This window comes from Bradyrhizobium tropiciagri (assembly GCF_018130545.1).
In the GTDB taxonomy this organism is placed as follows: domain Bacteria; phylum Pseudomonadota; class Alphaproteobacteria; order Rhizobiales; family Xanthobacteraceae; genus Bradyrhizobium; species Bradyrhizobium tropiciagri_A.
In genome coordinates this window covers 292133-318107 of the sequence record NZ_JAFCKF010000004.1, presented here as the reverse complement: position 1 = coordinate 318107, position 25975 = coordinate 292133, and the positions used below count along the sequence as shown (strand labels likewise).

The following is a 25975-nucleotide window of genomic DNA, read 5'->3' as shown; positions in this document are numbered from 1 at the left end:
TAAGTTCTGTCAATCACCGTCCCCCGAGGCCGCCATGACCGAGATCACATCACAAGACATCGAACGATGCGCGGCGTTGATCCGGCCGCACATCAGGCGGACACCGGTGGCAGCGCTCGATGGCAGCGAGCTCGGCCTCGCCGCCAATCCGCTGACGCTCAAGCTCGAGCTGCTGCAACATGCCGGCTCGTTCAAGACCCGTGGCGCCTTCACCAATCTCCTGACCCGCGAGGTGCCGGCCGCCGGTGTGGTTGCCGCATCGGGCGGCAATCACGGCGCGGCCACCGCCTATGCCGCGATGAAGCTCGGCAAACCGGCGCGCATCTTCGTGCCCAGCGTCTCGTCGCCGGCCAAGATGCAGCGCATCCGCGACTACGGCGCCGACCTCGTGATCGAGGGCGACCGTTATGCCGACGCGCTCGCTGCCAGCGAGGTCTGGGCCCGGCAAAGCGGCGCGATGCCGGTGCCGGCCTTCGACCAGCGCGAGACCATCATGGGGCAGGCGACGCTCGGCCTCGAGCTCGAGCAGCAGGCGCCCGACATTGACACCGTGCTGGTTGCGGTCGGCGGCGGCGGGCTGATCGCCGGCATTGCCGCCTGGTTCGCCGGCCGCATCAAGGTGATCGGCGTCGAACCATCGGCCGCGCCAACGCTGACCCGCGCGCTTGCGGCCGGACATCCGGTCGATGCGGAAGCCGGCGGGATCGCCGCGGATTCGCTGGCGCCGCGCCGGATCGGCGATCGCGTCTACCCGATCGCGGAAAAATATGTGCGCGGCACCGTGCTGGTATCCGACGACGCGATCGCCTCGGCGCAGGAGACGCTGTGGCGCGCGCTGCGGATCGTCGCCGAGCCGGGCGGCGCCGCAGCCATCTCGGCACTGCTGTCGGGCGCCTACAAGCCCGAGCCCGGCGAGCGCATCGCCGTCATACTCAGCGGCGGCAACACCGCTGCGGTGGACTTTGCACGCACGCGCTGACCGCTCGTTCCGGCGAGACGATGCGTCGAGAGCCATCCCCGGTGTCGTCCCTGCGAAAGCAGGGACCCATACGCCGCGGCGGATGTCGTGGGCGGGACTCGTCGTTCAAGGTCGAACACCGACGACCATTCGTGGTTATGGGTCCCTGCTTTCGCAGGGACGACGGTGGTGTTTGTGGTCACGGTGCGCCCGCCTCAAATCGCCCGTGCAAATCGGCGAAAGCCCGGCGCTCCGGTGATCGCCTCGAAGGCGGCGTCGCGCTTTTCTTCGGCGAAGGCAAAGCCAGCCTTGGTGTAGCAGCGTTCGGCGGCCTGGTTGCCGATCACGAAGGAGATCGAGGCCCGCGCAAACCCCGCCGCCTTGCCGTCGGCGAGTGCGCGCGCGATCAGGGGCTGCACCAGGCCGCTACCGCGATACGAGGCTGCGGTTGCGACGTGCTCGATCAGCCAATCGCCCTCGCCGCCCTGAACCCAGCAATTGCGGGCATAGCCGCCGCGCGCGATGATGCCGTCCGCATCCGCGCCGATCTCGGCAGCAACCTCCTCGATCGCCGCGCGCGCCGCGACCACCGTTCCGGATGCCGGCATCGCGCACAACGCCGAGGCCGGCACGCCGTCGACCTCAGCGATCAGGAAATGGGCGACATGGTACCATGACCGCACCCGCGCCACGGCGAGCCGCGTCATGAACGCCAGGCATTCATCCTCCGGGCGATCGAGCGCGATGTCGAACCAGCCGCGCGGCTGCGGGCCGCGCTGCGCGGCCAGCACAGTGCCGGCGATGAAGCCGGCATCGTCGGATCGTGCGGGACGGATCGAGGATCCTCCCGCAGCGATCATCTCAGGTGTTCTTCAGCGCGACGCGGAACTCCGCTTCGGTCTTGGCCTTGACCTCGTCGAGCGTGACGCCGTCGGCGAGCTCGATCAGCGCCATACCGTCCTTGCCGTGCTTGTCGATGGTGAACACCGCCAGATCGGTCACGACCATGTCGACCACGCGCTCGCCGGTCAGCGGCAGATTGCACTGCTTGAGCAGCTTGGGGCCGTCCTTGGCAGAATGCTCCATCACGACGACGACACGCTTGACGCCGGCGACGAGATCCATCGCGCCGCCCATGCCCTTCACCATCTTGCCGGGGATCATCCAGTTGGCGAGGTCGCCGTTCTGCGCCACCTGCATGGCGCCGAGGATCGAGAGGTCGATATGGCCGCCGCGCACCATGCCGAACGACTCGGCCGAGGAGAAATAGCTGGTCGAGGGCAGCTCGCTCACGGTCTGCTTGCCGGCATTGATCAGGTCGGCGTCGACCTCGTCCTCATAGGGGAACGGGCCCATGCCGAGCATGCCGTTCTCGCTCTGCAGATTCACATCGACGCCGGCGGGGATGTAGTTCGAAACCAGCGTCGGAATGCCGATGCCGAGATTGACGTAATAGCCGTCGCGCAGCTCCTTGGCGGCACGGGCGGCCATCTGTTCACGGGTCCAGGCCATGAGGCTCTCCTGAAGAGGGATGAATTAAGCGGCAGGCCGCGGACGGGTGTTGCGGAACTCGATCCGCTTCTTAGCCGTGCCGACCTCGATGATGCGTTTGACGAAGATGCCGGGGGTATGGATGTGGTCCGGGTCGATCTCGCCGGCCGGCACCAGATGCTCGACCTCGGCGACGGTGACCTTCGCGGCGGTCGCCATCATCGGGTTAAAGTTGCGCGCGGTCTTGCGGTAGACGAGGTTGCCGGCGGTGTCGCCCTTCCAGGCGTGGACGATGGCGACGTCGGCGAACAGGCCGCGCTCCATGATGTACTTCTCGCCGTCGAATTCCTTCACTTCCTTGCCTTCGGCGATCAGCGTGCCGACGCCGGTCTTGGTATAGAAGGCCGGGATGCCGGCGCCGCCGGCGCGGATGCGCTCGGCCAGCGTGCCCTGCGGGTTGAACTCGAGCTCGAGCTCGCCGGCGAGATATTGCTGGGCGAACAGCTTGTTCTCGCCGACATAGGACGAGATCATCTTCCTGATCTGGCGGGTTTCCAAGAGCCGGCTGAGGCCGATGCCGTCGACACCAGCATTGTTGGAAACGACCGTGAGGCCCTTGACGCCGGAGTCGCGGATCGCGTCCGACAGGGTCTCGGCGATGCCGCAAAGGCCGAAGCCTCCCGACATGATCATGATGCCGTCCTTGAGGAGACCATCGAGTGCCGATTTGGCGTCGGGATAAACTTTGTTCATGCAGCGAATACCTGATGGAGGGCGCGGAACGGCTGTGACAATGCGGATTATTAGGCGAAATCTTCGCAATGCGTCAATCAGGGCCCGCCGCGGCGACGGGCGGCGGCCTCGGGCGGCAACATGGCCTTGAAAGCGTCAAGAAAACCCTTCAAGTTGCGGGGGTTGGCAGGGGCCTCCGGCGAGAGCCCGCTGTGTTCGACGACGACCCGACAAACCTCAACCCGACCCGGATATGTCATTGACGATGGCCCAAGGAATTAAGCGCCTGGGGATGCCGATCGCGGCGCTTTTCGGCCTGGCGCTGGTCGGGCTGGTCGGAACGTCATGGTTCCTCAACCGGGACGCGCTGCGGAGCGCGGTGGAAGCGCAGATTCGCGCCGTGACCGGGCTCGAACTCGTCGTCAACGGCCCGATCGATGTGTCGGTGTTTCCCGGCAGCTATGTCTCCTTTCACAATGTCGGGCTGAAGGGCGCCGATACCATCGGTCCCGCCTTGCAGGTCGATGTGCTGACCGCCAATCTGCGCCTGCTGCCGCTGTTGCTGCGGCGGTTCGAGATTGCCGACGTCATGATGCTGCGCCCGCATATCCATGTGGTCCGCGACAGCGCCGGCGAAAGCAACTGGACCCCGTTCGTCGAGACCATCGCCAAGGCGATGACGCCCGGCGCCGAGAATCAGGTGTCATTCTCCGAAATCCGGATCCAGGACGGCGAGCTGAACTACCAGGACGGCACCAACAACATCTCCGAGCAGCTCGGCGATATCGATCTGTCGCTGGCCTGGCCGTCGATCTCGCGCTCCTTTGCCGCAACCGGCCAGTTCGACTGGCGCGGCGAGCGCGTCGACGGCTCGATCAGCGCCAGCGATTTCGTCGCGCTGCTGTCGGGCGACCGCTCCGGCCTCAAGGCACGGCTCTCCAGCGCGCCGCTCAAGGTTGCCTTCGACGGAACCGTCGCCAACCGCACCAGCCTGATGATGGAAGGCACCGCCACCATGGACTCCCCGTCGCTGCGCAACGCGTTGCGCTGGATGGGACAGGCGCCGCCCGGCGGCGGTGGTGGCTTCGGCCGCTTCGCGCTGAAGGCCCGCGCCAATGTGGTCGGCGGCTCGGTCGCCTTCACCAATGTCAATGTCGAGCTCGACGGCAATGTCGCCGAGGGCGTGATGACCTACGCCAATAACGGCCGGCAGACGCTGCAGGCGACGCTCGCCGCCGGCAATCTCGACTTCACCCCCTACATCTCGACGTTCCGCCTGCTGGCCAGCGGTCAGCGCGACTGGAACAGGCAATTGTTCGACCTGTCCTCGCTGTCCTCGACCGATCTCGACATGCGCCTGTCGGCCGCCAAGGTGACGGTCGGCCCGTCCAAGCTCGGCCGCACCGCGTTCGGTGCCAATTTGCGCGGCGGCGCGCTGGCGCTCAGCGTCGGCGAGGCGCAGATGTATGGCGGCATCGCCAAGGGTTCGTTCGCGATCGCGCGCTCCGATGCGGTCGCCGATGTCAGGGCGCAATTCCAATTCACCGATGTCGATCTGCAGGCCTGCGCCAGCGAATTGTTCGGCATCAACAAGCTCTCGGGCCACGGCAATCTCAGCGTCTCGCTGACGGCCTCCGGCTCGAGCCCGTTCGGATTGGCGTCGTCGCTGGACGGCACCGCCACGCTGACCGGGCATGACGGCGCGATCGCGGGCTTCAATGTCGAGCAGCTGCTGCGGCGGCTGGAGAAGCGGCCGCTGTCCGGCGGCGGCAATTTCCGCTCCGGTTCGACACCCTACGACAATATCAGCGTCTCCGTGAAGTTCGCCGACGGCGTCGCCACCGCCGACGACATCCATGTCGTGAGCCCGGCGGCGAAGATCACGCTGACCGGCACCGCGTCGGTGCCGTCGCGCGAATACGATCTCAAGGGCGTCGCCAGCCTGACCTCGACGTCCGCCGGCGGCACCGCATTCGACCTGCCCTTCGTGATCCAGGGCCCGTGGGATGATCCCCTGATCTTCCCCGATCCGGAAAGCCTGATCCGCCGCTCGCCGGCATCCGCCCCGCTGCTCGACGCGGTGAAGGATCGCAAGACCCGCGACGCGGTGCGCTCGGTGATCGAGCGCTTCACCGGCGGCGGCGCCCGGCCCGCGGCCGCGCCCGATGCTGCGGCCGGCGCATCCGGCAGTGCACCGGCGGCATCGGCCGAGAATGCCAAATCGAACTGATCAAGGTTGAATTGACCAGGTCGACCTGATCGATCCATTCACTTTGCGCATCAATGCACCGGGACTGATCCACGCGCGCGCCGCGCCCCCTACAGAAGTCGTCGATGCGGCATCTTTATCGGGTGACAGGCATGCGCTAGTGTTTTCTCCAACCGGTTAAAAAGCCGGCCTCATGAGGGGAGAACAACGTGAGATCCAAGGTTATCGGTGCGCTATCACTGGCGGTCGCTGCGGTTGGCCTGTTCGCGGCAACTGCGCCCGCTCTGGCGCAAGGCAAGACGATCACCGTCTGGTGGGGCAAGGGATTTTACAAATCCGAAGACGACGCGCTGCTCGACACGATCAAGAAATTCGAAGCCAAGACCGGCATCAAGGTCGAATTGTCGCAATACGCGATCCAGGACATGATTCCGAAGACGGTCGCCGCGCTGGATTCCGGCACCGTGCCCGACGTCGCCTATTCCGACACCTACGATGTGCAGGCACAGGGCAAGTGGGCGTTCGAGGGCAAGCTCGAAGACCTCTCCGACATCATGCTGCCGATGAAGGACGCCTTCGCGCCGAATACGCTGGAAGCGGCGCTGCTCTACAACGACGTCACCAAGAAGAAGTCCTATTACGGCTTCCCGCTGAAGCAGCAGAGCATGCACGTCCAGATCTGGGGCGACATGCTGGAGAAGGCCGGCTTCAAGGCCGCCGACATCCCGACCAAGTGGGAGGATTACTGGTCGTTCTGGTGCGACAAGGTGCAGCCTGGGATCCGCAAGGCCACCGGCCAGCGCATCTACGGCGTCGGCCAGCCGATGGGCGTGGAATCCACCGACTCGTTCCAGTCGTTCTACACCTTCATGGACGCCTACCACGTCAAGCTGGTCGACGATGACGGCAAGCTCCTGGTCGACGATCCCAAGGTGCGCGAGGGCCTGATCCACGCGCTGAAGGACTACACCGACACCTACATCAAGGGCTGCACGCCGCCCTCCTCGACGACCTGGAAGGATCCGGACAACAACGTCGCGTTCCACAACAAGACGATCGTGATGACCCACAATTTCACGATCTCGATCGCGGCGAAGTGGTTCGAGGATTCGACCAACCCGGCGCTGACCGATGCGCAGCGCGCCGCCGGCAAGCAGGCCTATGAGCACGACATCATCACGGCGTCCTTCCCCAAGGCGCCGGACGGCTCGACCATCAAGTACCGCTCCGACGTCAAGACCGGGCTGATCTTCGCTAACGCCAAGAACAAGGCGGAAGGCAAGCAGTTCATCGCGTTCCTGATGCAGGAAGACAACGTGCGGCCCTATGTCGAGGGCGCGCTCGGCCGCTGGTTCCCGGTGACCAAGGCGAGCCAGGCCAGCCCGTTCTGGCAGGCCGACCGGCATCGCAAGGCGGTGTGGAATCAGTTCACCGGCGGCACCGCGCCGTTCGACTTCACCAAGAACTGGAAGTTCACCATCCTGAACAACGAGAACGTCTGGGCCAAGGCGATGAACCGCGTGGTCAGCGAGAAGGTGCCGGTGGACAAGGCCGTCGACGAACTGATCGCCCGCATCAAGCAGGTCGCGGGTTGATATAGACGAAGTTGGCCGCCTCGAACGTATGTCTCCGTCGTCCCTGCGAAAGCAGGGACCCATACCCCGAGGCGGTCGTTTTGAAAGATGCTGGTCACCGGCTTTCGTGCAACAATGAAAGCCGGTGGTTATGGGTCCCTGCTCCGTGCGCAACCGCGCACCAGACAGGGACGACAGCGTAGGCGCAGGCGACATCGAGTCAACGAATGGCGATCACACTCTCCGCATCCGATGCCCCCTCGCCGCCGCTGTCGGCGCGGCTGTCGCCGCCCCAGATCTGGGGCATCGCGCTGCTCGCGCCCTATCTGCTCGTCTTCCTCGCCTTCGTGGTCTATCCGGTCGGCTACGGCCTGTGGCTGGCGCGCCATCCGGCGAGCTATGTCGAGCTCTACAACGACCCGATCTTCGCGCGCGCCGCGGTCAACACGCTGATCTTCCTGGTCATCGGCATCAACATCAAGATGCTGATCGCGCTGTTCCTGTCCGGCTTCTTCGCCCAGCAACGGCCCTGGATCAGGTGGCTGTCCGTCATCTTCATCCTGCCCTGGGCGGTGCCGTCGATCCCGACCATCCTGTCGGTCCGCTTCATGCTCAATCCCGAATGGGGCGTGATCAACCAGCTGATCTTCAAGTTCACCGGCGACGACGGCCCGAACTGGCTGAACGATCCGGCGGTCGCGCTCGCGATGGCGATCGGCGTCCATATCTGGAAATCGCTGCCGTTCTGGACGCTGATCCTTTTGACCGGGCGGCTCGCGATCTCGCACGATCTGTACGAGGCATCCGACGTCGACGGCGCCAATTGGTGGCAGAAATTCCGCTACATCACCTGGCCGTCGATGCAGACGCTCTACATCACCTGCACGCTGCTCTCGATGATCTGGACGCTCGGTGATTTCAACAGCGTCTATCTGCTCACCGGCGGCGGGCCGGCCGACCTCACCCATGTGCTGTCGACACTCGGCATCCGCTATCTCAGGCTCGACCAGCTCTCGCTGGCGATGGCCTCGATCGTCTGCGCCATGCCGTTCGTGCTGCCGCTGGTCTATTTCATGATGAAACGGTTGTCGCGATGAAGCTGCCCACCCTCCGCGAAGTCGGCACCGAGGCCAAGCTGCTGCTGATCGGCATCCCGGTCTTCATCTGGACCATGATCCCGATCTACCACATGTTCGTGTTCGCGATCTCGCCGAAGGAGGACGCGTTTACCGGCAAGCTGTGGCCGACGCATCCGACGCTGCACAATTTCTCGATCGTGTTCCACCAGCAGCATTACTTCCTGCGCGACTTCTGGATCCAGTTCTGGAATTCGACCGTGATCGCGCTCGCCGTCGGCGCGCTGACCCTGTTCGTTGCCACCGCCGCCGCGTTCTCGATCTCGCGGCTGCGGGTGCCGGGCGGCCGCGCGGTCATGAACATGGCGCTGTTCACCTATTTCATCCCGGCGGCCTTCCTCGCCGTGCCGATGTATCGCACCATGGGCACCTATGGTCTCTTGAACACTCACTGGTCGCTGATCCTGGCGATGGTGACGATCGCCGCGCCCTACGCGATCTGGGTGCTGAAGCAGGCCTCCGACAAGCTGCCGGTCGAGCTCGACGAGGCCGCGACGATGGACGGCGCCACCACCTTGCAGCTGTTCCGCCTGGTCTATGTGCCGCTGATGATGCCCTCGCTGGTCGCGGTCGGCACCTACGCGATCCTGCTCGCCTGGAACGAATATCTCTACGCGTTCCTGCTGCTCTCGAAGGACACCGACATCACGCTGCCGGTCGCGCTCGGCAACTTCCTCGCCGCCGACGATTCGCCGTGGGAGCTGTTGATGACCACCGGCTTCATCTACGCGCTGCCGCCGGCCGCGGTCTATTACGCCTTCAAGCGCTACATGGTCGGCGGATTGACGGCAGGCGCCGTGAAGTCGTGAGCATTCACAGCGGCGCGGCGCTCTCGCCGCGCGCACTCGACAGTTTCGAGGCGAATGAGGCGACCACGATGATCACGGCGATCAGCGCGATCACCAGCGTGCAGATCGCATTGATCTCGGGCTTCACGCCGAGCCGCACTTCCGAATAGATCCGGATCGGCAGCGTCGCTGAGCCCGGCCCGGTGGTGAAGCTCGCGATTACGACGTCGTCGAGCGACAGCGTGAAGGCCAGCATCCAGCCTGCCACGATCGCCGGCACAATCAGCGGCAGCGTCACCATCAGGAACGCACGCACCGGATCGCAGCCGAGGTCCATCGCGGCTTCCTCCAGGCTGCGGTCGAGCGCGGAGAGGCGCGACTGCACCACGACGGTGACGAAGCACATCGTCAGCGTGGTGTGGGCGATCGTCACCGTCCAGAAGCCGCGCTCGGCATTCAGCGCCACGAACAGCAACAGCAGCGACAGGCCGGAGATCACCTCGGGCATCACAAGCGGCGAATACAGCATGCCGGAGAACAGCGCCCGTCCGCGGAACCGCTCGCCCCGCGCCAGGGCGACCGCCGCCAGCGTACCGAGCAATGTCGCCAGCGTCGCCGACACCGCACCGACCGACAGGCTCATCCAGGCCGCATCGAGCATGGCGCGGTCGTTGAAGAACTCGTGGTACCAGCGCAGCGACCAGCCGCCCCACACCGTCACCAGCCGCGAGGCGTTGAACGAGTAGATCACGAGGATCACGATCGGCAGATAGAGGAACGCCAGCCCGAGCGCCAGCGACGTCATGTTGAAGCGCGTGAGCCGGGTGACGGTGTGCGCCATCAGCTGTCAGCCTTAAGCTGGCGCCGTTGCAGGCGATCGTAGAGCACGAGCGGCGGCACCAGCAACAGCAACAGCGCCACCGCCGCCGCGGATGCGACCGGCCAGTCCTTGTTGGTGAAGAATTCGAGCCACAGCGTCTGCCCGATCATCAGCGTATCGGAGCCGGCGAGCAAGTCGGGAATCACGAATTCGCCGACGATCGGAATGAAGCAGAGCAGTGCGCCGGCGCCGACGCCCGGCAGCGACAGTGGGAACGTCACCAGCCAGAACGCCTGACGCGGCGAGGCGCCGAGATCGCCCGCGGCCTCCAGCAGCGAGCCATCCATCTTCGAGAGCGTCGCATAGAGCGGCAGGATCATGAACGGCAGATAGGAATAGACGATGCCGAGATACATCGCGCTGTCGGTCGAGAGCCAGACCACCGGCGCCGACACGATGTGCAGCGCCAGCAGGATCTGGTTGAGCAGGCCGTCATGCTGCAGGATGTTGATCCAGGCATAGATCCGGATCAGAAACGACGTCCAGAACGGCACGATCACCAGCATCATCGCCACGGCCTGCCAGCGCTGCGGCAGCCGCGCCATGCCATAGGCGATGGGGTAGCCGATCAGCAGCAGGATCAAGGTCGACGTCACGGCCACGACGAGGCTGCGCAGATAGGACAGGATGTAGAGGTTGTCTGAAATCAGCAGGCGGAAATTATCGAACGACAATTGCGCGAACGCCGCCGCCAGCGCCGCGCGGCCCTCGGTGACATCGAACACCGGCGTATAGGGCGGTTGCGCGATCACCGTCTGCGACAGGCTGATCTTCAGCACGAAGGCGAACGGCACCAGGAAGAACAGCACCATCCACAGATAGGGCGCGATCGCGGCGAGCCGCGCCGGCCGGGCGAAGATGCGGCGCGCGCTCATTGCTCCAGCACCAGGCAATCGTCGGCGGTGAACCACGCCACCACCCGCTGGCCGGCAAGATAGGCGTCGACATCGAGCCGCGCGGTGTTGGCCATCGACGCCCGCACCACTGCACCGGTCTCCAGCTTCACCCGATAGCTCGTCACGCCGCCGAGATAGTTGACGTCGGCCACCACGCCTTCCAGCCGGTTGATCGCCTGCGACCCGCCCTCGCCCAATGCCGGCGCCCGGCGCGACAGCTTCACCTTCTCGGGGCGGATCGCGACGCTGACGACATCCTTGGTCACCGGCGGCCACAGCTCGCTGACTGCCAGAGTGCCTGCCTCAGACGTCGCGACCGTCAGACGGCCGTGGTCGCGGCCGGCGACCTGGCCGTTGAACAGGTTGATGTCGCCGACGAACTCGGCGATCCAGCGCGAGGCCGGCGCCTCGTAGAGGTTGCGCGGGGTCGCGACCTGGACCAGGCGGCCGACATCCATCACGCCGATCCGGCCGGCCATCGTCATCGCCTCCTCCTGATCGTGGGTGACGATGATGAAGGTCATGCCGAGCCGGCGCTGCAGCTCCATCAGCTCGCCTTGCGTGCTCTCGCGCAGCTTCTTGTCGAGGGCGGCGAGCGGCTCGTCGAGCAGCAGCACCTGCGGCCGGCGCGCCAGCGAGCGCGCCAGCGCGACGCGCTGCCGCTGTCCGCCGGAGAGTTGGTCGGGCTTGCGCTTCTCGAGCCCCTCGAGCTTGACCAGCGCTACCATCTCCGCGACGCGGGTCGCGATATCCTTGCGCGCCATGCCGGCGCGCTTGAGGCCGAACGCGATGTTGTCGCGCACCGACAGATGCGGAAACAGCGCGTAGTTCTGGAACATCATGTTGACGGGCCGCTCGTGCGGCAGCACCTGGGCGATGTCGTTGCCGCCGAGCAGGATGCGGCCCTCATCCGGCGTCTCGAAGCCGGCGAGCATGCGCAGCAGCGTGGTCTTGCCACAGCCGCTCGGGCCGAGCAGCGCGAAGAACTCGCCGGCGCGGATGTCGAGCGAGAGCTGGTCGACCGCGCGGAAATTGCCGAACGATTTGGCGACGCCCTCGATCCGCAGCAGCGGCATGTCCGGGACGGCCGGTTCAGGCAACGGCCTTGCCGCCTCCGCAGTCGCTTCGCCCGATGTCACGTCAAGAAGCCCCGATTCCCCGCAAGGTCCGATCCTGGCGGCAAGCTAGCGGCGGATCGCCACCGGCTCAACCGCCTCACGGCCATCTCCCGCAATATTGTCGGCCTCCGCGCCTCTGCTGGGCGTGTACTCAAAGCGCGTTGCGTCGGCTTTGAGGTACAAACCGGAAGACACTTGTTCAGCCTGAAACGTACCGCTTTTGACTCCTTGCCGACATTCCAACTTGACCAGATCCACGATTTCGATCCTGAATTTCGGGAAGCTGGGGCTCGGAATTTGAGCGATTCCCGGGACATTAGCCCCATGACAACTTCCGGATGGGGCTCGAATATCCCTCCATTGGTTGCTGCGTTGTACGGTTACCTGGAGGAGACGATCAATGAGCCACTTCGTCCGCTCTTTAATCGCGACTTGTCTTGTCGCGGCCATGTGCACGGTTGCGACCACGCCTGGCGGGGCGATGGCGGCCGAGGATTTTCCCCATCGCACGATCAAGATCGTCGTGCCCGTACCGCCGGGTCCGCTGCTGGACGTCGTGCCCCGGATCGTCGCTGACAAGCTATCAGCGAAGTGGAACGTTCCCGTCGTCATCGAAAACAGGCCCGGGGCTGCTCAGAACCTCGGTGCCGAGGCCGTGGCAAGATCGGATCCCGACGGATACACGCTGCTCGCCTCGCCTCCGGGGCCGCTTGTGGTCAGCGGTCACCTTCGGACCCATTTGAACTTTGACCCCGACGCGTTCGTGCCGGTGAGCCTGATGGTCAAGCTCCCGACGGTGCTCGTCATCAATCCCAAAGTGCCGGCGTCAAATCTTGGCGAGTTGCTTGCCTATGCCAGGGCCAATCCCGGCAAACTCACGTTCGGATCGCCAGGAACGGGCAGCACGCCGCATCTAGCCACCGAGCAATTGATGAAGGCCGCCGGCATTCGCCTGGTGCACGTGCCTTATCAAGGCATGGCGCCGGCGATGAATGATCTGATGGGCGGTCATATCGACATGATGATCGATCTCTACGGCAACGTCGCAGGCAGCATCAAGGAGGGCAAGCTCAGGCTGCTCGCCGCTGCGACGCCGGAGCGGCTGCAACAAGAGCCTGCCGTTCCGACGATTTCCGAGGTCGTGCCGGGGTTCGCTCATGTGGAGTGGTTCGCGATGGTCGCTCCGCCCAAAACGCCGGACGCGATTGCAGCAAAGCTTTCGGCTGCGATCGCGGAAATCCTGGCGCTCCCTGACGTCGCCAAGCGCCTGGCCGATCTCGCGGCGGTTCCGGTCGGAAGGACTCCAGATCAAGTCGCGGCATTCATCAAGGCCGAAGATGCTCGCTGGAAGGATCTGATTGATACGACCGGTCTCAAGATCAATTGATTCTGCGTCCGGCCGGAGGTTGAGATGAGCAAACCGCGCGCCTTGGTGATCGGCGGCTCCTTGAGCGGGCTGATCACCGCAAACCTTCTGCGAACCGTCGGATGGGATGTCGACATTTTTGAACGCGCGCGCGGCGATCTCGCCGGGCGAGGGGCCGGGCTTGGAGCGCAGGCCGACTTGTTCAATGTCATGCGCCAGATTGGAATCCGGATCGACAGGTCGATGTGGACGGAGGTGCATTCCCACGTCTGCCTCGCCCGAAGCGGTGAGTCGATCTGCAAGGTGCCGGTGCAGGAAGTGACCACGGCATGGGACCGGGTCTACGGCGCGCTCAGGGAAATGTACTCGACCGGACCCTACCACGGAGGAATGTCGCTCACCCGGTGCGAACCGAAGGAGGGGGGCGTCGTTGCCGAGTTCGAAAATGGCGCGCGCTTCGGAGCCGATCTGCTGATCGGGGCGGATGGTATTCGTTCAACGGTGCGCCGGCAGTATGTACCCGAGATTGCTCCGCGCTATGTCGGCTATGTCGCCTGGCGAGGCATCGTCGACGAAAACAACATCCCGTCGCAGTGGCGCGCCCGTACGCTCCAGCACATGGTGTTCTGTCTGCCGGACGGTGAACTCGCATTTTCCATCCCGATCGCCGATCGTGACGCAGCCGGCGGCCGCAGATGCATGTTCGTCTGGTTTCGCCCGGCCGACTACGATTCGAAGTTGCGGGAGTGGTGCACCGATGCGTCCGGAGTTTGTCATGGCGATTCGATACCACCCCCTCTTATCCGAAAAGAGGTAGTTTCCGAACTCAAGCTCACCGCCCGCACGTTGCTGGCGCCTCAGCTTGCCGAACTCGTCGCCAGCGTTCAGCAGCCGATTCTTTCTGCCATCTATGATCTCGAATCCCCGCGTATGTCGTTCGGCCGTGTTGCGCTGGTGGGCGACGCTGCTTTCGTGGCGCGCCCGCATGTCGGCACCAGTGTCACCAAAGCCGCACAGGACGCCTCCACGCTGGTCGATGAACTCACCAAAGGAAACGTCGATGACGCATTGACGGCGTACGAACGCCGCCGAATGCAAGCAGGCAGGGAGCTTGTCGCCCGTGGACGTCTCCTGGGTGAACACCTCGAACCCGCTAGCCGCGGCATCCGGCCGCCGATTGGTGCATTCCTGCGGGACTTTGGGCCCGGCAGCATTGGCGAGTGGCCCTCGACGGTATAGCCACGGATATGGTAATTCGATTCCACACATTTCGTGTGGTACCCCGTGTTGCCTTCAACGCAGCAGATCCGTTTTTGCACCAGCCGCGATGGCACGCGCATCGCCTATGGGACATGTGGCAGCGGACCGCCGCTGGTGTGGGTCGCGCATTTCGTCCACCATCTCAACTTCGATTGGGACAGCCCGGTCTGGCGCCCCTGGATATCCGCGCTTGCAAAGCGACACACGCTGATCCGCTACGATTTTCGCGGGACCGGCCTGTCCGACCGCACGGGCGTCAAGTTCACCTTCGAGAAGCTCGCTGAGGATTTCGAAGCGGTCGTCAGTGCATCCGGCGTCCGCGATTTCTCGCTCTTTGCCATGTCTGGCGGCGCGCGGGTCGCCCTGCCCTTTGCGGTGAAAAATCCTGAGCGCGTCAACCGGCTCGTGCTGTACGGGACGTCGCCGTCGGGCCCGCTGACAGCGAAGGCCCCGCCTGAGAGGGTCGAGAACATGCAGGTACAGCTCAAGGCATTCGAGATGGGCTGGCCGCAGGACGTCCCTGGATTCGGGACCTTCCTGACCTCGTTGCACATTCCGGATGCGACTGCAGAACAGACTCGTTCCTTCAATGAGTTGCTGCGTCTGACGACGTCTGCCGAGAATGGCGTCGCACTGCTGCGCACCCTCGTCGAGAGCGACATGCAGGACCTGCTGCCGAGCCTGCGCTGTCCAACGCTGGTCTTTCATTCCCGTCAAAGTGCGGTGTTGTCTTTTGATGAGGGCCGCAAGGTCGCAGCGTTAGTCCCTGACGCGCGGTTCGTGCCGCTCGAGAGCCGCAATCACATCCTTCTCGACACCGAGCCAGCCTGGAAACAGTTCGTGCATGAGCTCGACGAGTTCCTTCTCGATGCATCGTATGCCAGCGCCACCGGGGCGTTCGATGACTTGACCGCGCGGGAGCGTGACGTCCTCGAGCTTCTAGCGCATGGTTTGAGTAATGCCGACATCTCTGCCCGCCTGAAGATATCGGAAAAGACCGTCCGCAATCATGTCTCAGTTGTCTTGAGAAAGCTCGGAGTTAATAGCCGTGCCAAAGCTGTCGCTGTAGCCCGCGATGCGGGTTTCGGCCGAAGGACGATGTCGAATACCGGAAGCAGCGCACGCTCTTGATGGCGGAATGAGCGTGCCACTAGATCACCCTCAGGTGGGCATTTTGAGCTATCGCCAATGTCGGCTTGTGGCCGAACTCGGGCCTCCCGCGATGTTCGCTCTTGCGGTGCTGTCGAGGGCTAAGCTGACGTGAGCCCCGAAGGGGCTCGTTGCCTTTATGAGGACATGCCCTAGACTTCGCGGCCAAACTCGGGAGGACAACCGATGATTCACGACCGCTACGGCCTGCCGCTGACGACCGATTCGGACCGCGCCGCCGCCTACTATGTCGACGGCGTCGATCGGATGCTGGCGGCGCTGCACGGCGCCGATGCCGCATTCGAGGCGGCGATCGCCGAGGATCCGGAGTTCGCGTTGGCCCATCTCGGCCGCGCCCGCGTGCATCAGCTGAACATGGAGGGCGCCGCGGCCCGCGCCAAGGCGGCCGATGCACGGCAGCTGACCGCGGCGGCGAGCCCGCGCGAGCGCCAGCACATCGAGATCATCGCATCCGTGATCGAGGGCCAGGGCAAGAAGGCGATGACGGAAGCCGAAAGGCATCTCAACGAATATCCGCGCGATGCGCAGATACTCTCGCTGTTGCTCGGCGCCTTCGGCCTCTATGCGTTCTCCGGCCGGGCCGACCATGACGCCGCGCGGCTCGCAATCTCTGAACGCTATGCCAAAGACTATGGCGAGGATTGGTGGTTCCTGACCTATCTCGGCTGGTCGAAGACCGAGGCCGGCGACGTCGTCGCGGGCCGCGCCATCACCGAGCGCGGCTATGCGCTGAAGCCGGAGAACGCCGGCGCCGCGCACGCCGTGGCGCATGCGCTGTTCGAGCAGGGCGACGGAGCGGAAGGCCGCAGCTTCCTCTCCGCCTGGCTGCCGGCAAATGATCGGACGAGTTTCCTGCAAGGTCATCTCGCCTGGCACCTCGCCTTGATCGCGATCGAGGAAGGCGACGCCGACAGTGCACTCGATATCTACGAGCAGCACATAAAACCGGCCAACCGACCCTATCCGCCGCTCAATATCTACACCGACACGGCTTCGCTGCTGTGGCGTCTCGCGGTCGCCGGCAAGACCGGCCTCGAAGCGCACTGGAAGGATGTCGCCGCCTATGGCGACGGCTATTTCCCGAAAGCCGGCGCGCATTTCGCCGACGTGCACCAGGCGCTGGTCGCTGCCACGACGAACAGCGATGCGCTGGAGACACGGCTGGCCGAGATGACGGCGCGCGACGCCGATGGCAAACTGGCGCCCGGCCCTGCCGCGATCGGCCTCGGCCGAGGCATTGCCGCCTTCGCCGCCGGCGACCATGACGGCGCCGTGCGCATCCTGGCGCCGCTGATGCCCGAGCTGGTGCGGATCGGCGGCAGCCATGCCCAGCGCGAATTATGGGAGGACACCTTCATCGTCGCGTGCCTGCGCGCCGGCCAGGGCCGGCAGGCCACGAGCCTGATCTCGGACCGGCTGCATCGCCGCCCGTCCCGACGCGACCTCGCCTGGTCGCAGGAGGCGGCGCGGCAATAGCCGCGTTCAATCCGCTTTCGCCATGAACGCGGCAAGCGCATCGCGATCGGCTTGCGGCATGGTGAGCCCGAGCTTGGAGCGGCGCCACAGCACATCGTCGGGAAAGCGCGCCCATTCCTTGCGCATGAGGTAACGCACCTCGGCGCCGGTCAGATCAGCACCGAAGGCCGGGCCGAGATCGGCCTTCTCCCTGGCGTCGCCCAGAACATCCCCAACGTTCAACCCGTAGGCGGCCACCAGCCGCCGCGCCTCGTGCTCGCCGAGGAAGCGCCAGCGATCGCGGGCGATGTCGACCTCGGTTTCAAAGCGCTGCCAGGCGAATTCGCCGCCCGGCAACGGCGCCGTTGCGGTCCAGCGCGGCCCCATCGGATAGAACCGCTTGAACTTCGAGACGGCCCGCTCGGCCCGGCGCCGCGACGTCGTGACGTCGCCGCCGAAGATGGTGAGCAGCGGCGCCTTGCCGCGCCCGGAATCGAGCGACACGGCCCCACCGCCCTTGCGCCAGCGTCCGGCCGCGACGACGGAATTGGCACCGGAGACCGTTCGCAGCACATCGGCCGGGGTGATCTGCTCGCGAAAGTAGCGATTGGCTGCGTCGCAGAGATAGGCCACCTCCCGCACATCCATCGCGACAATGGCGGGATCGCCCTTGAAGGGATGACCGACGCTGCCGATCAGGGTGAAGTCGCGCTCATAGGGGCTGGCGAAGATCAATTGCCCGTCGGGGTTCTGGAACGCATAGACGTTGTCGCAGTCGAACAGGCGGCGCACCACGACCTGGCTGATCTGCACCGTCACGAGCCGCGGCGCCGGCACGCGCAACACCGTGTCGGCGACCGAAGCGGTCCACGCGCCGGTCGCGTTGACCAGCGCCCGCGCCGTGATCACCCGCCGATAGCCGCGGTCGATCGCGACCAGCCGCCAGGCCTCGCCGCGCTCGGCCCGGGTCACGCGCGCGCCGGTTTGGATTTCGGCGCCGCGCGCCGCGGCATCGACCGCATTGAGCACGACGAGGCGGGAATCGTCGACGACGCAGTCGGAATATTCGAACGCGGTTCCGAACGGCCGCTTCAGCGCATTGCCGACCGGATGGTGGGTGACATCGAGGGTCGCCGAGCGCGACAGGCCGCTGCGCGAAGCGAGCCGCTCGTAGAGCAGCAGCAACGAGCGCAATTGCCATAGCGGCCGCTCCCCGGCATGAACCGGGATCGCAAACCGCGCCGGCCGCACCAGATGCGGCGCAATGCGCAGCAACACGTCGCGCTCCCTGAGCGCCTGACGGACGCGGAAGAACTCCCGCCGTTCCAGCCCGGCGAGATCGCCATGCACCAGCCGCGGCGAGGCCTGCGAGGCGCCGGAGCCGAGATCGCCCTGCTCCAGCAGGATCACGCGCAGACCGCGGCCGGCCGCATCACGCGCGGTGCTCGTGCCGTTCAGCCCACCGCCGATGATCGCGACGTCGTAGTCCGCCATGCCGAACGCCTATCGCATTTCATTGCGAACGAAATACGTGTTCGCAGAAAAAATGCGTCCAGCGTCAGCCTGCGCCCTCCGAAGCGAAAAAGTGTTCCGGTCCATCGACCTCGATCAGCTTCTTGCCTTCGATCACCCAGAACCGGTTGGCCACCGTCCGCACGAACTGGCGGTCGTGCGACACCAAGAGGCAGCTGGCCTGCTGCTCCATCAGTTCGTCTTCCAGCGCCTCCTGCCCCTCGATGTCGAGATGGTTGGTCGGCTCGTCGAGCAGATAGAAGTTCGGCTGGGTCAGCCGCAGCACCAACATGCCGAGCCGGGCCTTCTGCCCGCCCGACAGCCGACCGATCGGACGGCCCTGCATCTCGATCGAGAGCCCGGCGCCAGCGAGCAGGCCGCGCGCCCGCTGATCGCCGACTGCGAAGCGTGCCGTCAGCATCCGCATCGGGGTGTCGCTATCTCTGAGATCGGCCAGCGCCTGATCGCAATAGCCCAGCACCAACGACTCGGTGGCGCGGATCTCGGCGGCGGCCGCCGCGGAGTTCTCGATCGCCAGCCGCAGCGCCGCGACGAACCGGGTCTTGCCCGCGCCGTTCGGCCCGAGCAGCGCGATGCGATCGCCCCGGCAGATGAATTGCTGGCCGGTCCGGAACAACGGCCTGCCGTCGGGCGTGGCGATCGCGGCGTTGTTCAGCCTGATCAGGACTTTCGCATGGGTGTCGCGGTTGGCGAGCCGGATCGTGCCGGCCGAACGTTCCATATGCGCAGGCTTTGCGGTCTCCTCGAGCTTCTCGGCACGCTGCTTCAACTGCTTGGTCTTCGACAGCAAGAGGTCGCTGCCGGAATTGATGCCGAGATTGTTCAGCTTGGCGGCCTGCTGCCGCAGCTGCCTAACGGCCTTCATGTCGCGCGCATAGCGGCGCTCGTCCGAGGCATCGAATTCGTCGAGCGCCGCACGCGCCGGCGTGTACGGCAACGCGAACAGCTGCGACCATTCCGGGCGCAGGAACAGCGTCCGATTGGTGGTCGCGTCGAGAAAGGCACGGTCGTGGCTTGCGATCACCACCGGCATCTCGCGCGGCAGCCCATTCAGCCAGGCCTCGAGCCGGCCGATCTTGGCGAGGTCGAGATGGTTGGTCGGCTCGTCGAGCAGCAGCATATCGGGCTCGCTCACCAGCACGCGGGCGAGCAGCGCAAGCCGCAGCCAGCCGCCACTCAATTGCTTGAGCGGCCGCGCCCATAGTTCGTCCGGCACTTCCAGCGCTTGCAGGGCGACGTCGACCCGCCAGCTCTCGCTGTCGCGTTGCCCGGCGGGCAGCGTCTCCAGCACGGCGGCATGGAACGGCGTATCCATCAGTCCTTGCGGCGCATCCTGCTCGACATGGCCCACGGTCAGTCCGCGCGCGCGGGTGATGTCGCCCTCATTGGGCTCCATCGCGCCGGCGATACAGCGCAGCAATGTGGACTTGCCACGGCCGTTGGCGGCGACGAGGCCGATACGGTCGCCGGCATTGACGACGAAATTCAGTTCGGAAAACAGCGGCGCGTTCAGCGTCACGCCGAGATTGCGTACATTGATGAGGGACACGGTCAATTCTCTGGTCTTGCCGGCAATCACGACATCGCGTGGGCATGCAGCCCTCAACTGAGGTGCGTGTCGAAGCGCGGCGAGGGATTCGAGTGCAGGCGCGAACGCTCAAACGTTCGACGCCGCACGGCCACGAAGGGCAGACCAGGAAGAGATTTTAGCCGAGTTTCCGGTCAGCCCTGCAAACGCATCTGCAGGGCGTTGACGGGGCCACGCTTGAGGTGGGGATCGTTGTATCTCGCCACGACGCAGCCCTCCTTTCTCGGCAAAAGTTGTGGTGCGCCGAGAATTAACCGGACGCGCAATCGATGGCAAGCGCAGCCGGCCTGGCCAGTCTACCGTCGAGGCCGGCTTATCCGGCCTTGCGCACGGTTTCGGCCAGCCGGTCGCCGCCGACCAGCGCGGCAAATTGACCGATCGGAGCCGGCCGGCCGATCAGATAGCCCTGCACCGCGTCGCAGCCTTCCTCGGAGAGGAAGCTGAGCTGCGCCTCGGTCTCGACGCCCTCGGCGACGATCGACATTTCGAGACCGTGGCCGAGATCGATCACCGCGCGCACGATCGCGGCCGATTGCGGATTGCGGCCGAGATTGATGACGAAGGCGCGGTCGATCTTGATCTTGTCGAACGGAAACGCCTGCAGATAGCTCAGCGAGGAATAGCCGCTGCCGAAATCGTCCATCGAGATGCGGACGCCGAGCGCCTTCAGCCGCCGCAGCAGCGACAGGCCGCGATCAAAGTCCTCGATCAGCACGCCTTCGGTGATTTCGAGTTCGAGCCGGTCGGGCGTCAGCCCGGTCTCGAGCAGGATCGAATGGACCAGGCCGACGAGGTCGCCATGGATGAATTGCGCCGGCGACAGGTTGACCGCGACCTGCATCGGGACCGCCCATGAGGCGGCCTCCCGGCAGGCTTCGCGCAGGATCCATTCGCCCATCTCGACGATCAGGCCGCTTTCCTCGGCAAGCGGGATGAAGTCGCTGGGCGGCACGAAGCCGCGCACCGGATGGTGCCAGCGCGCCAGCGCCTCGAAGCCGATGATCTGGCTCGCTGCCACGCTGCCGCCCGCGGCCGCCTGCGGCTGGTAATAGAGCGACAATTCGCCGTTCCTGAGCGCGACCGCCAGCTCCTGATGCAGCACGCGGCGATCGCGGATCTGCTGGTCCATCTCCGGCTCGAAGATCGAGATCGTGCCGCGCGACTTCGCCTTGGCACGGAACAGCGCCGCGCCGGAATTCGCCAGCAGCGAGGCCGCGTCGGAGCCATTGTGCGGGAACACCGCGATCCCCGCGGTGAGGCCGGTCCGCACCGACTTGCCGTCGATCAGGAAATCCTGCCCGAGCGCCTCGGCGGCCTGCTCGGCCAGCGCGATGCCGGCGACCGGCTGCTGACCGTCGATGATGAGGCCGAATTCGTCGCCGGACAGCCGCGCGACCACGCCGCCGCTCGCCACGGTCTGCAGACGCTGCGCGACCTCGATCAGCACCTTGTCGCCCATCGCGTGGCCGTAGACGTCGTTGATCTCCTTCAGCCCGTCGAGGTCGACGCAGAGCACGGCAAATTCCTCGTCGGTGCCGTCGCAGGCCTCGATCATCTGGGTCAGCGCCTGCAGGAAGGCGGCGCGGTTCGGCAGATCGGTCAGGCCGTCATGATAGGCCATGTGCGCCATCCGCGACTCGGTCTGGCGCCGGTCGGTGACGTCCTCATGGGTCTTGATCAGATATTGCGGCTCGCCATTGTCGTCGAGCACGGTCATGCGGCGGGTCAGGAACAGCCGCAGGCCGTCCTTGGTCGAGATCGGGTGCTCCTCGGCGATCATGCTGCGCTTGCGGATCGCGGCCTCGTCGCGGGCGACGATCAGCTTGGCTTCGCGCGCGTTGAAGATGTCGGAGGCGGTGAGGCCGGCGGCGTCCTCGCGGCGGCGGTTGAGGATGGTCTCGGCGCTGCGGTTGGCCAAGAGATAGCGGCCGTCGCTGACGCGCTGCACGATCAGCGAGACCGGGATGTTGTCGACCACGAGCTCGAGGAATTTCTTGTTGTTCTCGATCTCGCGCGACAGCGAGCGGCGGTCGGTGACGTCCTCGAACAGCGCGATCAGGAATTCCGGCTCGCCGGCCTCGTTGCGGGCGATCACCCGGTTGGACGCCAGGATGCGCTTGTCCGAGCCGCGTTCGACGAAGAATTCGCTGCGGTGATAGCCTTCCGGCGCGTCCAGCGCGGCGCGATCGGCGGTGTCGATGCTGACCGCGGTTTCTGGACGGAAGATTTCGTCGGCGCGCTTGCCGACGATGTGATCGCGCGAGAACCGCGAGAAGCGCTCGAAGGCGCGGTTGGCGAAGATGTAGCGACCGTCCTCGATGTTCTTGGCAGCGACGCAGACCGGGACGTTGTCGAGCACCGATTCCAGGAATTGCGTGGTCGAGGCGAGCTTGCGCGACAGCTGGCGCTGGTCGGTGCAATCGAGATGGGTGGCGACCGAGCCGCCGTTCGGCAGCGGAAAGTATTTCACCAGCACCGACCGGCCGCCGGGCAGCTCGGTGATGAGGCCTTCGGGCGTCGCAGCCCGCGTAAAGAAATCCGCGGCGCTGATGTCGAGCACGCCGCGGTCGCGGCGCAGCTCCAGGAGCTCGGTGCCGGTCATGTTGCGCCGGATGTCGGCGCGCGCCAGGCCGTAGATGTCGAGATAGCGGTCGTTGCAGAACACGATGCGTTCGCGCGCATCGGTCATCACCACGCCCTGGTTCAGATGGTTGAGCGCGGACGACACGAAGGCGTTGCGCCGCAGCTGGGCGCGCTTGGCCTTGCGCAGCGCCGAGAGGATCCACAGCCCGATCGCGCCGAGAAACGACGCGGCCACCACGCTGCCGATCAGGAGCTCCCAGACCACGCCGGGATCGAGGTAACCGAGGTAGCTCGACGGCGCGAACGCGCCGGTGCCGGCCTCCGCCGCAGCGCAGGGCACGACGGCAGCGATCAGGCAAAGCACGGCCCTTGCCGGAATCGAATTCTTCCTGCCCGCCTGCCACTTCCTGCCAGCCATCGATCACCCGCGGATTTCCGGGGCGAGTGTCCGGCTTTGGCGGTTTGGATCGGGTAAACGCGTAACGATGCAACTGGAAAACGAGACTTAATTTACGGCAATTGCCCTGACATGATTAATGCTCCACTAACAGGGCATGGCTCCCCAACTATTTGAGATGGCCCAAGCACTTGCTCAAAGCGCACGGATCGGCTGAACGATGTTGGCGGCGGCGTTGCTGCGCGGAAATTTTCGGACCTGAAGGACGAGATGGACAGGGTTGATTGCGTGATCGTCGGTGCGGGGGTGATCGGCCTCGCCGTGGCGCGCCGGCTGGCGCAGGCCGGCCGCGAGGTGGTTGTGATCGAGGAGGCCGAAGGCATCGGCACGGTGACCTCGTCGCGCAACAGCGAGGTGATCCATGCTGGAATCTACTACCGCGCCGGCAGCCTGATGGCGCGGATGTGCGTGAGCGGCAAGCGGGCGCTGTACCGCTATTGCGCCGAGCACGGCATCCCGCACAAGAATTGCGGCAAGCTGATCGTCGCCACCACGCCGGCGGAAACCGAAAAGCTGCAATCGATCCGCGCCCATGCGGCGGCCAATGGTGTCGACGACATGCAGGTGCTGTCCGGCGCCGCGGCGCGCGCGCTGGAGCCGGCGCTGAACTGCGACGCCGCGCTGCTGTCGCCCTCCACCGGGATCATCGACAGCCATGCCTACATGCTGGCGCTGCGCGGCGACGCCGAGGAAGCGGGAGCGGCCTTCGCTTTCCACACGCCGCTGCTCCACGCCCGGGCCACGGCTAACGGCTTCGAGGTCGAGGCCGGCGGCGCGGCGCCGATGACGCTGGCCTGCGATCTGCTGGTCAATGCCGCGGGCCTTGGCGCCACCGCGGTCGCGCGCAGTGTCGAGGGCATGCCGATCGATTTGATTCCAACGGCTTATCTGGCCAAGGGCAATTACTTCAGCTGCAGCGCCAGGGCGCCATTCTCGCGCCTGATCTATCCGGTGCCGGAGCCCGGCGGGCTCGGCGTGCACCTGACGCTCGACATGGCCGGACAGGCGCGGTTCGGCCCCGACGTCGAATGGATCGATCACATCGATTACGCCGTCGACGCCGCGCGGGCCGAGCGGTTCTATCCGGCGATCCGGAAATACTGGCCAACCCTGCCGGATGGCGCATTGATGCCGAGCTATTCGGGAATCCGGCCCAAGATCGTGCCGCCGGCGGTCGCGACCCAGGACTTCCTGATCCAGGGGCCCGCCGACCACGGCGTTGCCGGGCTGATCAACCTGTTTGGGATTGAATCGCCCGGGCTGACGTCGTCGCTCGCGGTCGCCGACCATGTCGGCGAGCTGGCAGGACATTGAGCAAATACGGCTTGGCAAACGCAGCATGACCTCCCGGGGGATGCGCGCTCCGGCGTTCATCCCTCGGTGAAAGGTCAGGATTGTTTGCTGATTTGCGGGGGGCCGGCTTTAGTGGACCGTATCGTCGGCGGACAGTCTCAACCGCTCTATTTGGTCCTTGACCATCAACTTGCGGCGCTTCAGCTCGCAAATGTGGAGATCGTCTACGGAGGGGTGAACGAGTGCTTCGTGCAGTTCGTTCTCGAGTATTTTGTGCTTACGCTCCAGCTCAACGAGATGGGCCTGTATTGCCATTGCGAACACTCCTCGGTGCGTTAAACCTCAGGTTCGATCCGGACCAACAAGTGTACACGAGTGGACGGGGCTGTCGATAGGGGACGCGATATGCCGCACGCACGCATTTCGGTTTATCTGTAACCAATTGTGATGAGGGAACCGGTTCGGCTTGCGCGGCGCGCGCCGAGGGAGGATATTCGCGCGAGCGGCTGCTTCGGCCGCAACAACTTCATCGTGCTTGCCAGTTAATACACAACCATGAACGATCAGGATGAGCGCGAACTCCTCGCCGAGCTTGCGCGTCTGCAACAAGAGCACCGCGACCTCGACGCCGCGATCGACGCGCTGCATCAGTCGCCGGCGCCGGATCTCCTGATGCTGCAGCGGCTGAAGAAGCGGAAGCTGCAATTGCGCGATCGCATCGCCTTCATCGAAGATCAGATCACGCCCGACATCATCGCCTGAGGCGCGCGCCGCCTCGCGGGGCCCGCGGCCCAGGTTCATTCGGACAGGCGGTTTTCCCCGTCATCCACAGCGCCCACCATTCGGCTTCACATTCGCGGCAACGTGGCCGAGCGCATTCCTCGGCGCTTGACTCTTTTAGAACAAAAAGAGAACATTCCGGCCCAGCCGCCAGCCATCAAAGGGAGTTTCGCCATGTCCGCACCGCCGTCCCTGCCCGACCACAACAGCCGCTACGAGAAGGCCTGCGATCAGGCGATCGCGATGTGCGACGGCAACCTGCGCAGCACCATCAAGGCGCTGATCATGGCCAACGAATATCTCGAAGCCGAGCTTGAGGAATTGCAGGCCGCGATCACCGCCGGCTGCGTGCCGGCACGACCGCAGCTGCCGCGCGACGTGGCGAGCGACGCGGCCTGATTCTTGGCCTGACCATCAGGGAGCACAGCGATGGCCGATGTGACCTATTACGTGGCACTGCCTTTCCTGCAGGACGACGACGGCACGCCGGTCGCCGGCAATGCCGAAGAATGCCAGAGCTCGGCGATCGCACTGCGCCGGGCTGAGACGATGTCGCGGATGCCGGGCAGCATCGGCGCCGTCGCGTTCAGCCGCACCGGCGATCCCGCGATCGGCGAATTCGGCGACGCCAAGCTGCTGCGGGCCTACGGCAATGTGCCGGAGGATCTGAGCGCGCTGTAATCCCCGCGGATTCTCCAGGATCTAGGA

Annotated in this window: 24 protein-coding genes; 13 read left to right on the top strand and 11 right to left on the bottom strand. The window is 65.2% G+C overall.

The annotated features are described in order from the left end of the window. The first annotated feature begins 34 nt into the window (after positions 1-34). Entirely contained in the window at positions 35-979 is a 945-nt protein-coding gene (locus JQ616_RS19125; protein WP_212016878.1) for a threonine/serine dehydratase, read from the top strand. Positions 980-1173: 194 nt separating this feature from the next. Here JQ616_RS19125 and JQ616_RS19120 read toward each other — a convergent pair whose 3' ends face one another. From JQ616_RS19120 to JQ616_RS19110, 3 genes are read right to left on the bottom strand one after another with little or no spacing between them, the layout of a single operon-like run. Further along, positions 1174-1818 carry a GNAT family N-acetyltransferase gene (locus tag JQ616_RS19120; protein ID WP_212016876.1) on the bottom strand — a complete coding sequence of 215 codons (645 nt, stop codon included), beginning with the start codon at positions 1816-1818 and terminating at the stop codon, positions 1174-1176. Position 1819: 1 nt separating this feature from the next. After that, the gene (locus tag JQ616_RS19115; protein ID WP_212016874.1) at positions 1820-2470 is read right to left on the bottom strand and encodes a 3-oxoacid CoA-transferase subunit B; all 651 of its coding nucleotides are present in this window, start codon (positions 2468-2470) and stop codon (positions 1820-1822) included. 24 nt (positions 2471-2494) lie between these two features. Next, the gene (locus tag JQ616_RS19110) at positions 2495-3202 is read right to left on the bottom strand and encodes a CoA transferase subunit A (RefSeq protein WP_212016872.1); all 708 of its coding nucleotides are present in this window, start codon (positions 3200-3202) and stop codon (positions 2495-2497) included. Between the two features lie 244 nt (positions 3203-3446). Between JQ616_RS19110 and JQ616_RS19105 the strand changes: the two genes are divergently transcribed. From JQ616_RS19105 to JQ616_RS19090, 4 genes are all read left to right on the top strand, one after another. Next, positions 3447-5411, top strand: a complete 1965-nt coding sequence (locus JQ616_RS19105; protein ID WP_212016870.1) for an AsmA family protein — start codon at positions 3447-3449, stop codon at positions 5409-5411. A 188-nt stretch (positions 5412-5599) separates the two neighbouring features. Further along, complete coding sequence (locus tag JQ616_RS19100) at positions 5600-6985, top strand: ABC transporter substrate-binding protein (protein ID WP_212016868.1); 1386 nt, start codon at positions 5600-5602, stop codon at positions 6983-6985. 206 nt (positions 6986-7191) lie between these two features. After that, positions 7192-8061 carry a carbohydrate ABC transporter permease gene (locus JQ616_RS19095; protein ID WP_212016867.1) on the top strand — a complete coding sequence of 290 codons (870 nt, stop codon included), beginning with the start codon at positions 7192-7194 and terminating at the stop codon, positions 8059-8061. Beyond that, entirely contained in the window at positions 8058-8909 is an 852-nt protein-coding gene (locus tag JQ616_RS19090) for a carbohydrate ABC transporter permease (protein ID WP_212016865.1), read from the top strand. The genes JQ616_RS19095 and JQ616_RS19090 overlap by 4 nt, the downstream gene beginning before the upstream one ends. Before the next feature lie 4 nt (positions 8910-8913). Here the strand turns inward: JQ616_RS19090 and JQ616_RS19085 are convergent, their stop codons facing one another. The 4 genes from JQ616_RS19085 to JQ616_RS19070 form a co-directional block, all read right to left on the bottom strand. Then, a complete protein-coding gene (locus tag JQ616_RS19085; RefSeq protein ID WP_212016863.1) occupies positions 8914-9729 on the bottom strand; it encodes an ABC transporter permease in 816 nt (271 codons plus the stop codon). After that, positions 9729-10643 (bottom strand): ABC transporter permease, encoded by a 915-nt coding sequence (locus JQ616_RS19080; RefSeq protein WP_212016861.1) that lies wholly within the window; start codon positions 10641-10643, stop codon positions 9729-9731. The genes JQ616_RS19085 and JQ616_RS19080 overlap by 1 nt, the downstream gene beginning before the upstream one ends. Next, positions 10640-11740, bottom strand: a complete 1101-nt coding sequence (locus JQ616_RS19075; protein WP_249137065.1) for an ABC transporter ATP-binding protein — start codon at positions 11738-11740, stop codon at positions 10640-10642. The genes JQ616_RS19080 and JQ616_RS19075 overlap by 4 nt, the downstream gene beginning before the upstream one ends. A 108-nt stretch (positions 11741-11848) precedes the next feature. Further along, positions 11849-12040 (bottom strand): hypothetical protein, encoded by a 192-nt coding sequence (locus JQ616_RS19070; protein WP_212016857.1) that lies wholly within the window; start codon positions 12038-12040, stop codon positions 11849-11851. Positions 12041-12182: 142 nt separating this feature from the next. Here JQ616_RS19070 and JQ616_RS19065 point away from each other — a divergent pair, with 142 nt between their 5' ends. From JQ616_RS19065 to JQ616_RS19050, 4 genes are all read left to right on the top strand, one after another. Beyond that, on the top strand, positions 12183-13169 hold the full coding sequence (locus JQ616_RS19065) for a Bug family tripartite tricarboxylate transporter substrate binding protein (RefSeq protein ID WP_212016855.1): 987 nt from the start codon (positions 12183-12185) through the stop codon (positions 13167-13169). Between the two features lie 24 nt (positions 13170-13193). Continuing rightward, positions 13194-14387: an FAD binding domain-containing protein gene (locus JQ616_RS19060; RefSeq protein WP_212016853.1), complete on the top strand. Its 1194-nt coding sequence runs from the start codon at positions 13194-13196 to the stop codon at positions 14385-14387. Between the two features lie 45 nt (positions 14388-14432). Next, positions 14433-15539, top strand: a complete 1107-nt coding sequence (locus JQ616_RS39665) for an alpha/beta fold hydrolase (protein ID WP_212016851.1) — start codon at positions 14433-14435, stop codon at positions 15537-15539. Between the two features lie 285 nt (positions 15540-15824). Further along, complete coding sequence (locus tag JQ616_RS19050) at positions 15825-17054, top strand: tetratricopeptide repeat protein (RefSeq protein WP_212017845.1); 1230 nt, start codon at positions 15825-15827, stop codon at positions 17052-17054. Between the two features lie 6 nt (positions 17055-17060). Here the strand turns inward: JQ616_RS19050 and JQ616_RS19045 are convergent, their stop codons facing one another. The 3 genes from JQ616_RS19045 to JQ616_RS19035 all read right to left on the bottom strand — a co-directional run bounded on the left by JQ616_RS19045 (position 17061) and on the right by JQ616_RS19035 (position 23155). Further along, positions 17061-18527 carry a glycerol-3-phosphate dehydrogenase gene (locus tag JQ616_RS19045; protein WP_212016849.1) on the bottom strand — a complete coding sequence of 489 codons (1467 nt, stop codon included), beginning with the start codon at positions 18525-18527 and terminating at the stop codon, positions 17061-17063. Between the two features lie 64 nt (positions 18528-18591). Beyond that, entirely contained in the window at positions 18592-20115 is a 1524-nt protein-coding gene (locus JQ616_RS19040) for an ABC-F family ATP-binding cassette domain-containing protein (RefSeq protein ID WP_212016847.1), read from the bottom strand. Positions 20116-20467: 352 nt separating this feature from the next. Then, complete coding sequence (locus JQ616_RS19035; protein WP_212016845.1) at positions 20468-23155, bottom strand: sensor domain-containing protein; 2688 nt, start codon at positions 23153-23155, stop codon at positions 20468-20470. A gap of 249 nt (positions 23156-23404) precedes the next feature. On the opposite strand from JQ616_RS19035, the gene JQ616_RS19030 reads away from it, so the two are divergent. After that, positions 23405-24508 carry an NAD(P)/FAD-dependent oxidoreductase gene (locus JQ616_RS19030; protein WP_212016843.1) on the top strand — a complete coding sequence of 368 codons (1104 nt, stop codon included), beginning with the start codon at positions 23405-23407 and terminating at the stop codon, positions 24506-24508. A 108-nt stretch (positions 24509-24616) separates the two neighbouring features. Here JQ616_RS19030 and JQ616_RS19025 read toward each other — a convergent pair whose 3' ends face one another. Continuing rightward, complete coding sequence (locus tag JQ616_RS19025; RefSeq protein ID WP_050422666.1) at positions 24617-24802, bottom strand: YdcH family protein; 186 nt, start codon at positions 24800-24802, stop codon at positions 24617-24619. Between the two features lie 240 nt (positions 24803-25042). Between JQ616_RS19025 and JQ616_RS19020 the strand changes: the two genes are divergently transcribed. The 3 genes from JQ616_RS19020 (at position 25043) to JQ616_RS19010 (ending at position 25948) form a co-directional block, all read left to right on the top strand. Next, positions 25043-25249 carry a YdcH family protein gene (locus JQ616_RS19020; RefSeq protein WP_024583705.1) on the top strand — a complete coding sequence of 69 codons (207 nt, stop codon included), beginning with the start codon at positions 25043-25045 and terminating at the stop codon, positions 25247-25249. A gap of 192 nt (positions 25250-25441) precedes the next feature. Next, complete coding sequence (locus tag JQ616_RS19015) at positions 25442-25666, top strand: hypothetical protein (protein WP_212016842.1); 225 nt, start codon at positions 25442-25444, stop codon at positions 25664-25666. A 30-nt stretch (positions 25667-25696) separates the two neighbouring features. Continuing rightward, positions 25697-25948, top strand: a complete 252-nt coding sequence (locus tag JQ616_RS19010) for a hypothetical protein (RefSeq protein ID WP_212016840.1) — start codon at positions 25697-25699, stop codon at positions 25946-25948. Positions 25949-25975 lie beyond the last annotated feature (27 nt).

Coding starts and splice junctions, on each gene's coding strand:
- JQ616_RS19125 (WP_212016878.1), top strand. CDS start 35: ATGACCGAGATCACATCACAAGACATCGAACGATGCGCGGCGTTGATC.
- JQ616_RS19120 (WP_212016876.1), bottom strand. CDS start 1,818: ATGATCGCTGCGGGAGGATCCTCGATCCGTCCCGCACGATCCGACGAT.
- JQ616_RS19115 (WP_212016874.1), bottom strand. CDS start 2,470: ATGGCCTGGACCCGTGAACAGATGGCCGCCCGTGCCGCCAAGGAGCTG.
- JQ616_RS19110 (WP_212016872.1), bottom strand. CDS start 3,202: ATGAACAAAGTTTATCCCGACGCCAAATCGGCACTCGATGGTCTCCTC.
- JQ616_RS19105 (WP_212016870.1), top strand. CDS start 3,447: ATGGCCCAAGGAATTAAGCGCCTGGGGATGCCGATCGCGGCGCTTTTC.
- JQ616_RS19095 (WP_212016867.1), top strand. CDS start 7,192: ATGGCGATCACACTCTCCGCATCCGATGCCCCCTCGCCGCCGCTGTCG.
- JQ616_RS19090 (WP_212016865.1), top strand. CDS start 8,058: ATGAAGCTGCCCACCCTCCGCGAAGTCGGCACCGAGGCCAAGCTGCTG.
- JQ616_RS19085 (WP_212016863.1), bottom strand. CDS start 9,729: ATGGCGCACACCGTCACCCGGCTCACGCGCTTCAACATGACGTCGCTG.
- JQ616_RS19080 (WP_212016861.1), bottom strand. CDS start 10,643: ATGAGCGCGCGCCGCATCTTCGCCCGGCCGGCGCGGCTCGCCGCGATC.
- JQ616_RS19075 (WP_249137065.1), bottom strand. CDS start 11,740: ATGCCGCTGCTGCGGATCGAGGGCGTCGCCAAATCGTTCGGCAATTTC.
- JQ616_RS19065 (WP_212016855.1), top strand. CDS start 12,183: ATGAGCCACTTCGTCCGCTCTTTAATCGCGACTTGTCTTGTCGCGGCC.
- JQ616_RS19060 (WP_212016853.1), top strand. CDS start 13,194: ATGAGCAAACCGCGCGCCTTGGTGATCGGCGGCTCCTTGAGCGGGCTG.
- JQ616_RS19050 (WP_212017845.1), top strand. CDS start 15,825: ATGCTGGCGGCGCTGCACGGCGCCGATGCCGCATTCGAGGCGGCGATC.
- JQ616_RS19045 (WP_212016849.1), bottom strand. CDS start 18,527: ATGGCGGACTACGACGTCGCGATCATCGGCGGTGGGCTGAACGGCACG.
- JQ616_RS19035 (WP_212016845.1), bottom strand. CDS start 23,155: ATGGCTGGCAGGAAGTGGCAGGCGGGCAGGAAGAATTCGATTCCGGCA.
- JQ616_RS19030 (WP_212016843.1), top strand. CDS start 23,405: ATGGACAGGGTTGATTGCGTGATCGTCGGTGCGGGGGTGATCGGCCTC.
- JQ616_RS19025 (WP_050422666.1), bottom strand. CDS start 24,802: ATGGCAATACAGGCCCATCTCGTTGAGCTGGAGCGTAAGCACAAAATA.
- JQ616_RS19020 (WP_024583705.1), top strand. CDS start 25,043: ATGAACGATCAGGATGAGCGCGAACTCCTCGCCGAGCTTGCGCGTCTG.
- JQ616_RS19015 (WP_212016842.1), top strand. CDS start 25,442: ATGTCCGCACCGCCGTCCCTGCCCGACCACAACAGCCGCTACGAGAAG.
- JQ616_RS19010 (WP_212016840.1), top strand. CDS start 25,697: ATGGCCGATGTGACCTATTACGTGGCACTGCCTTTCCTGCAGGACGAC.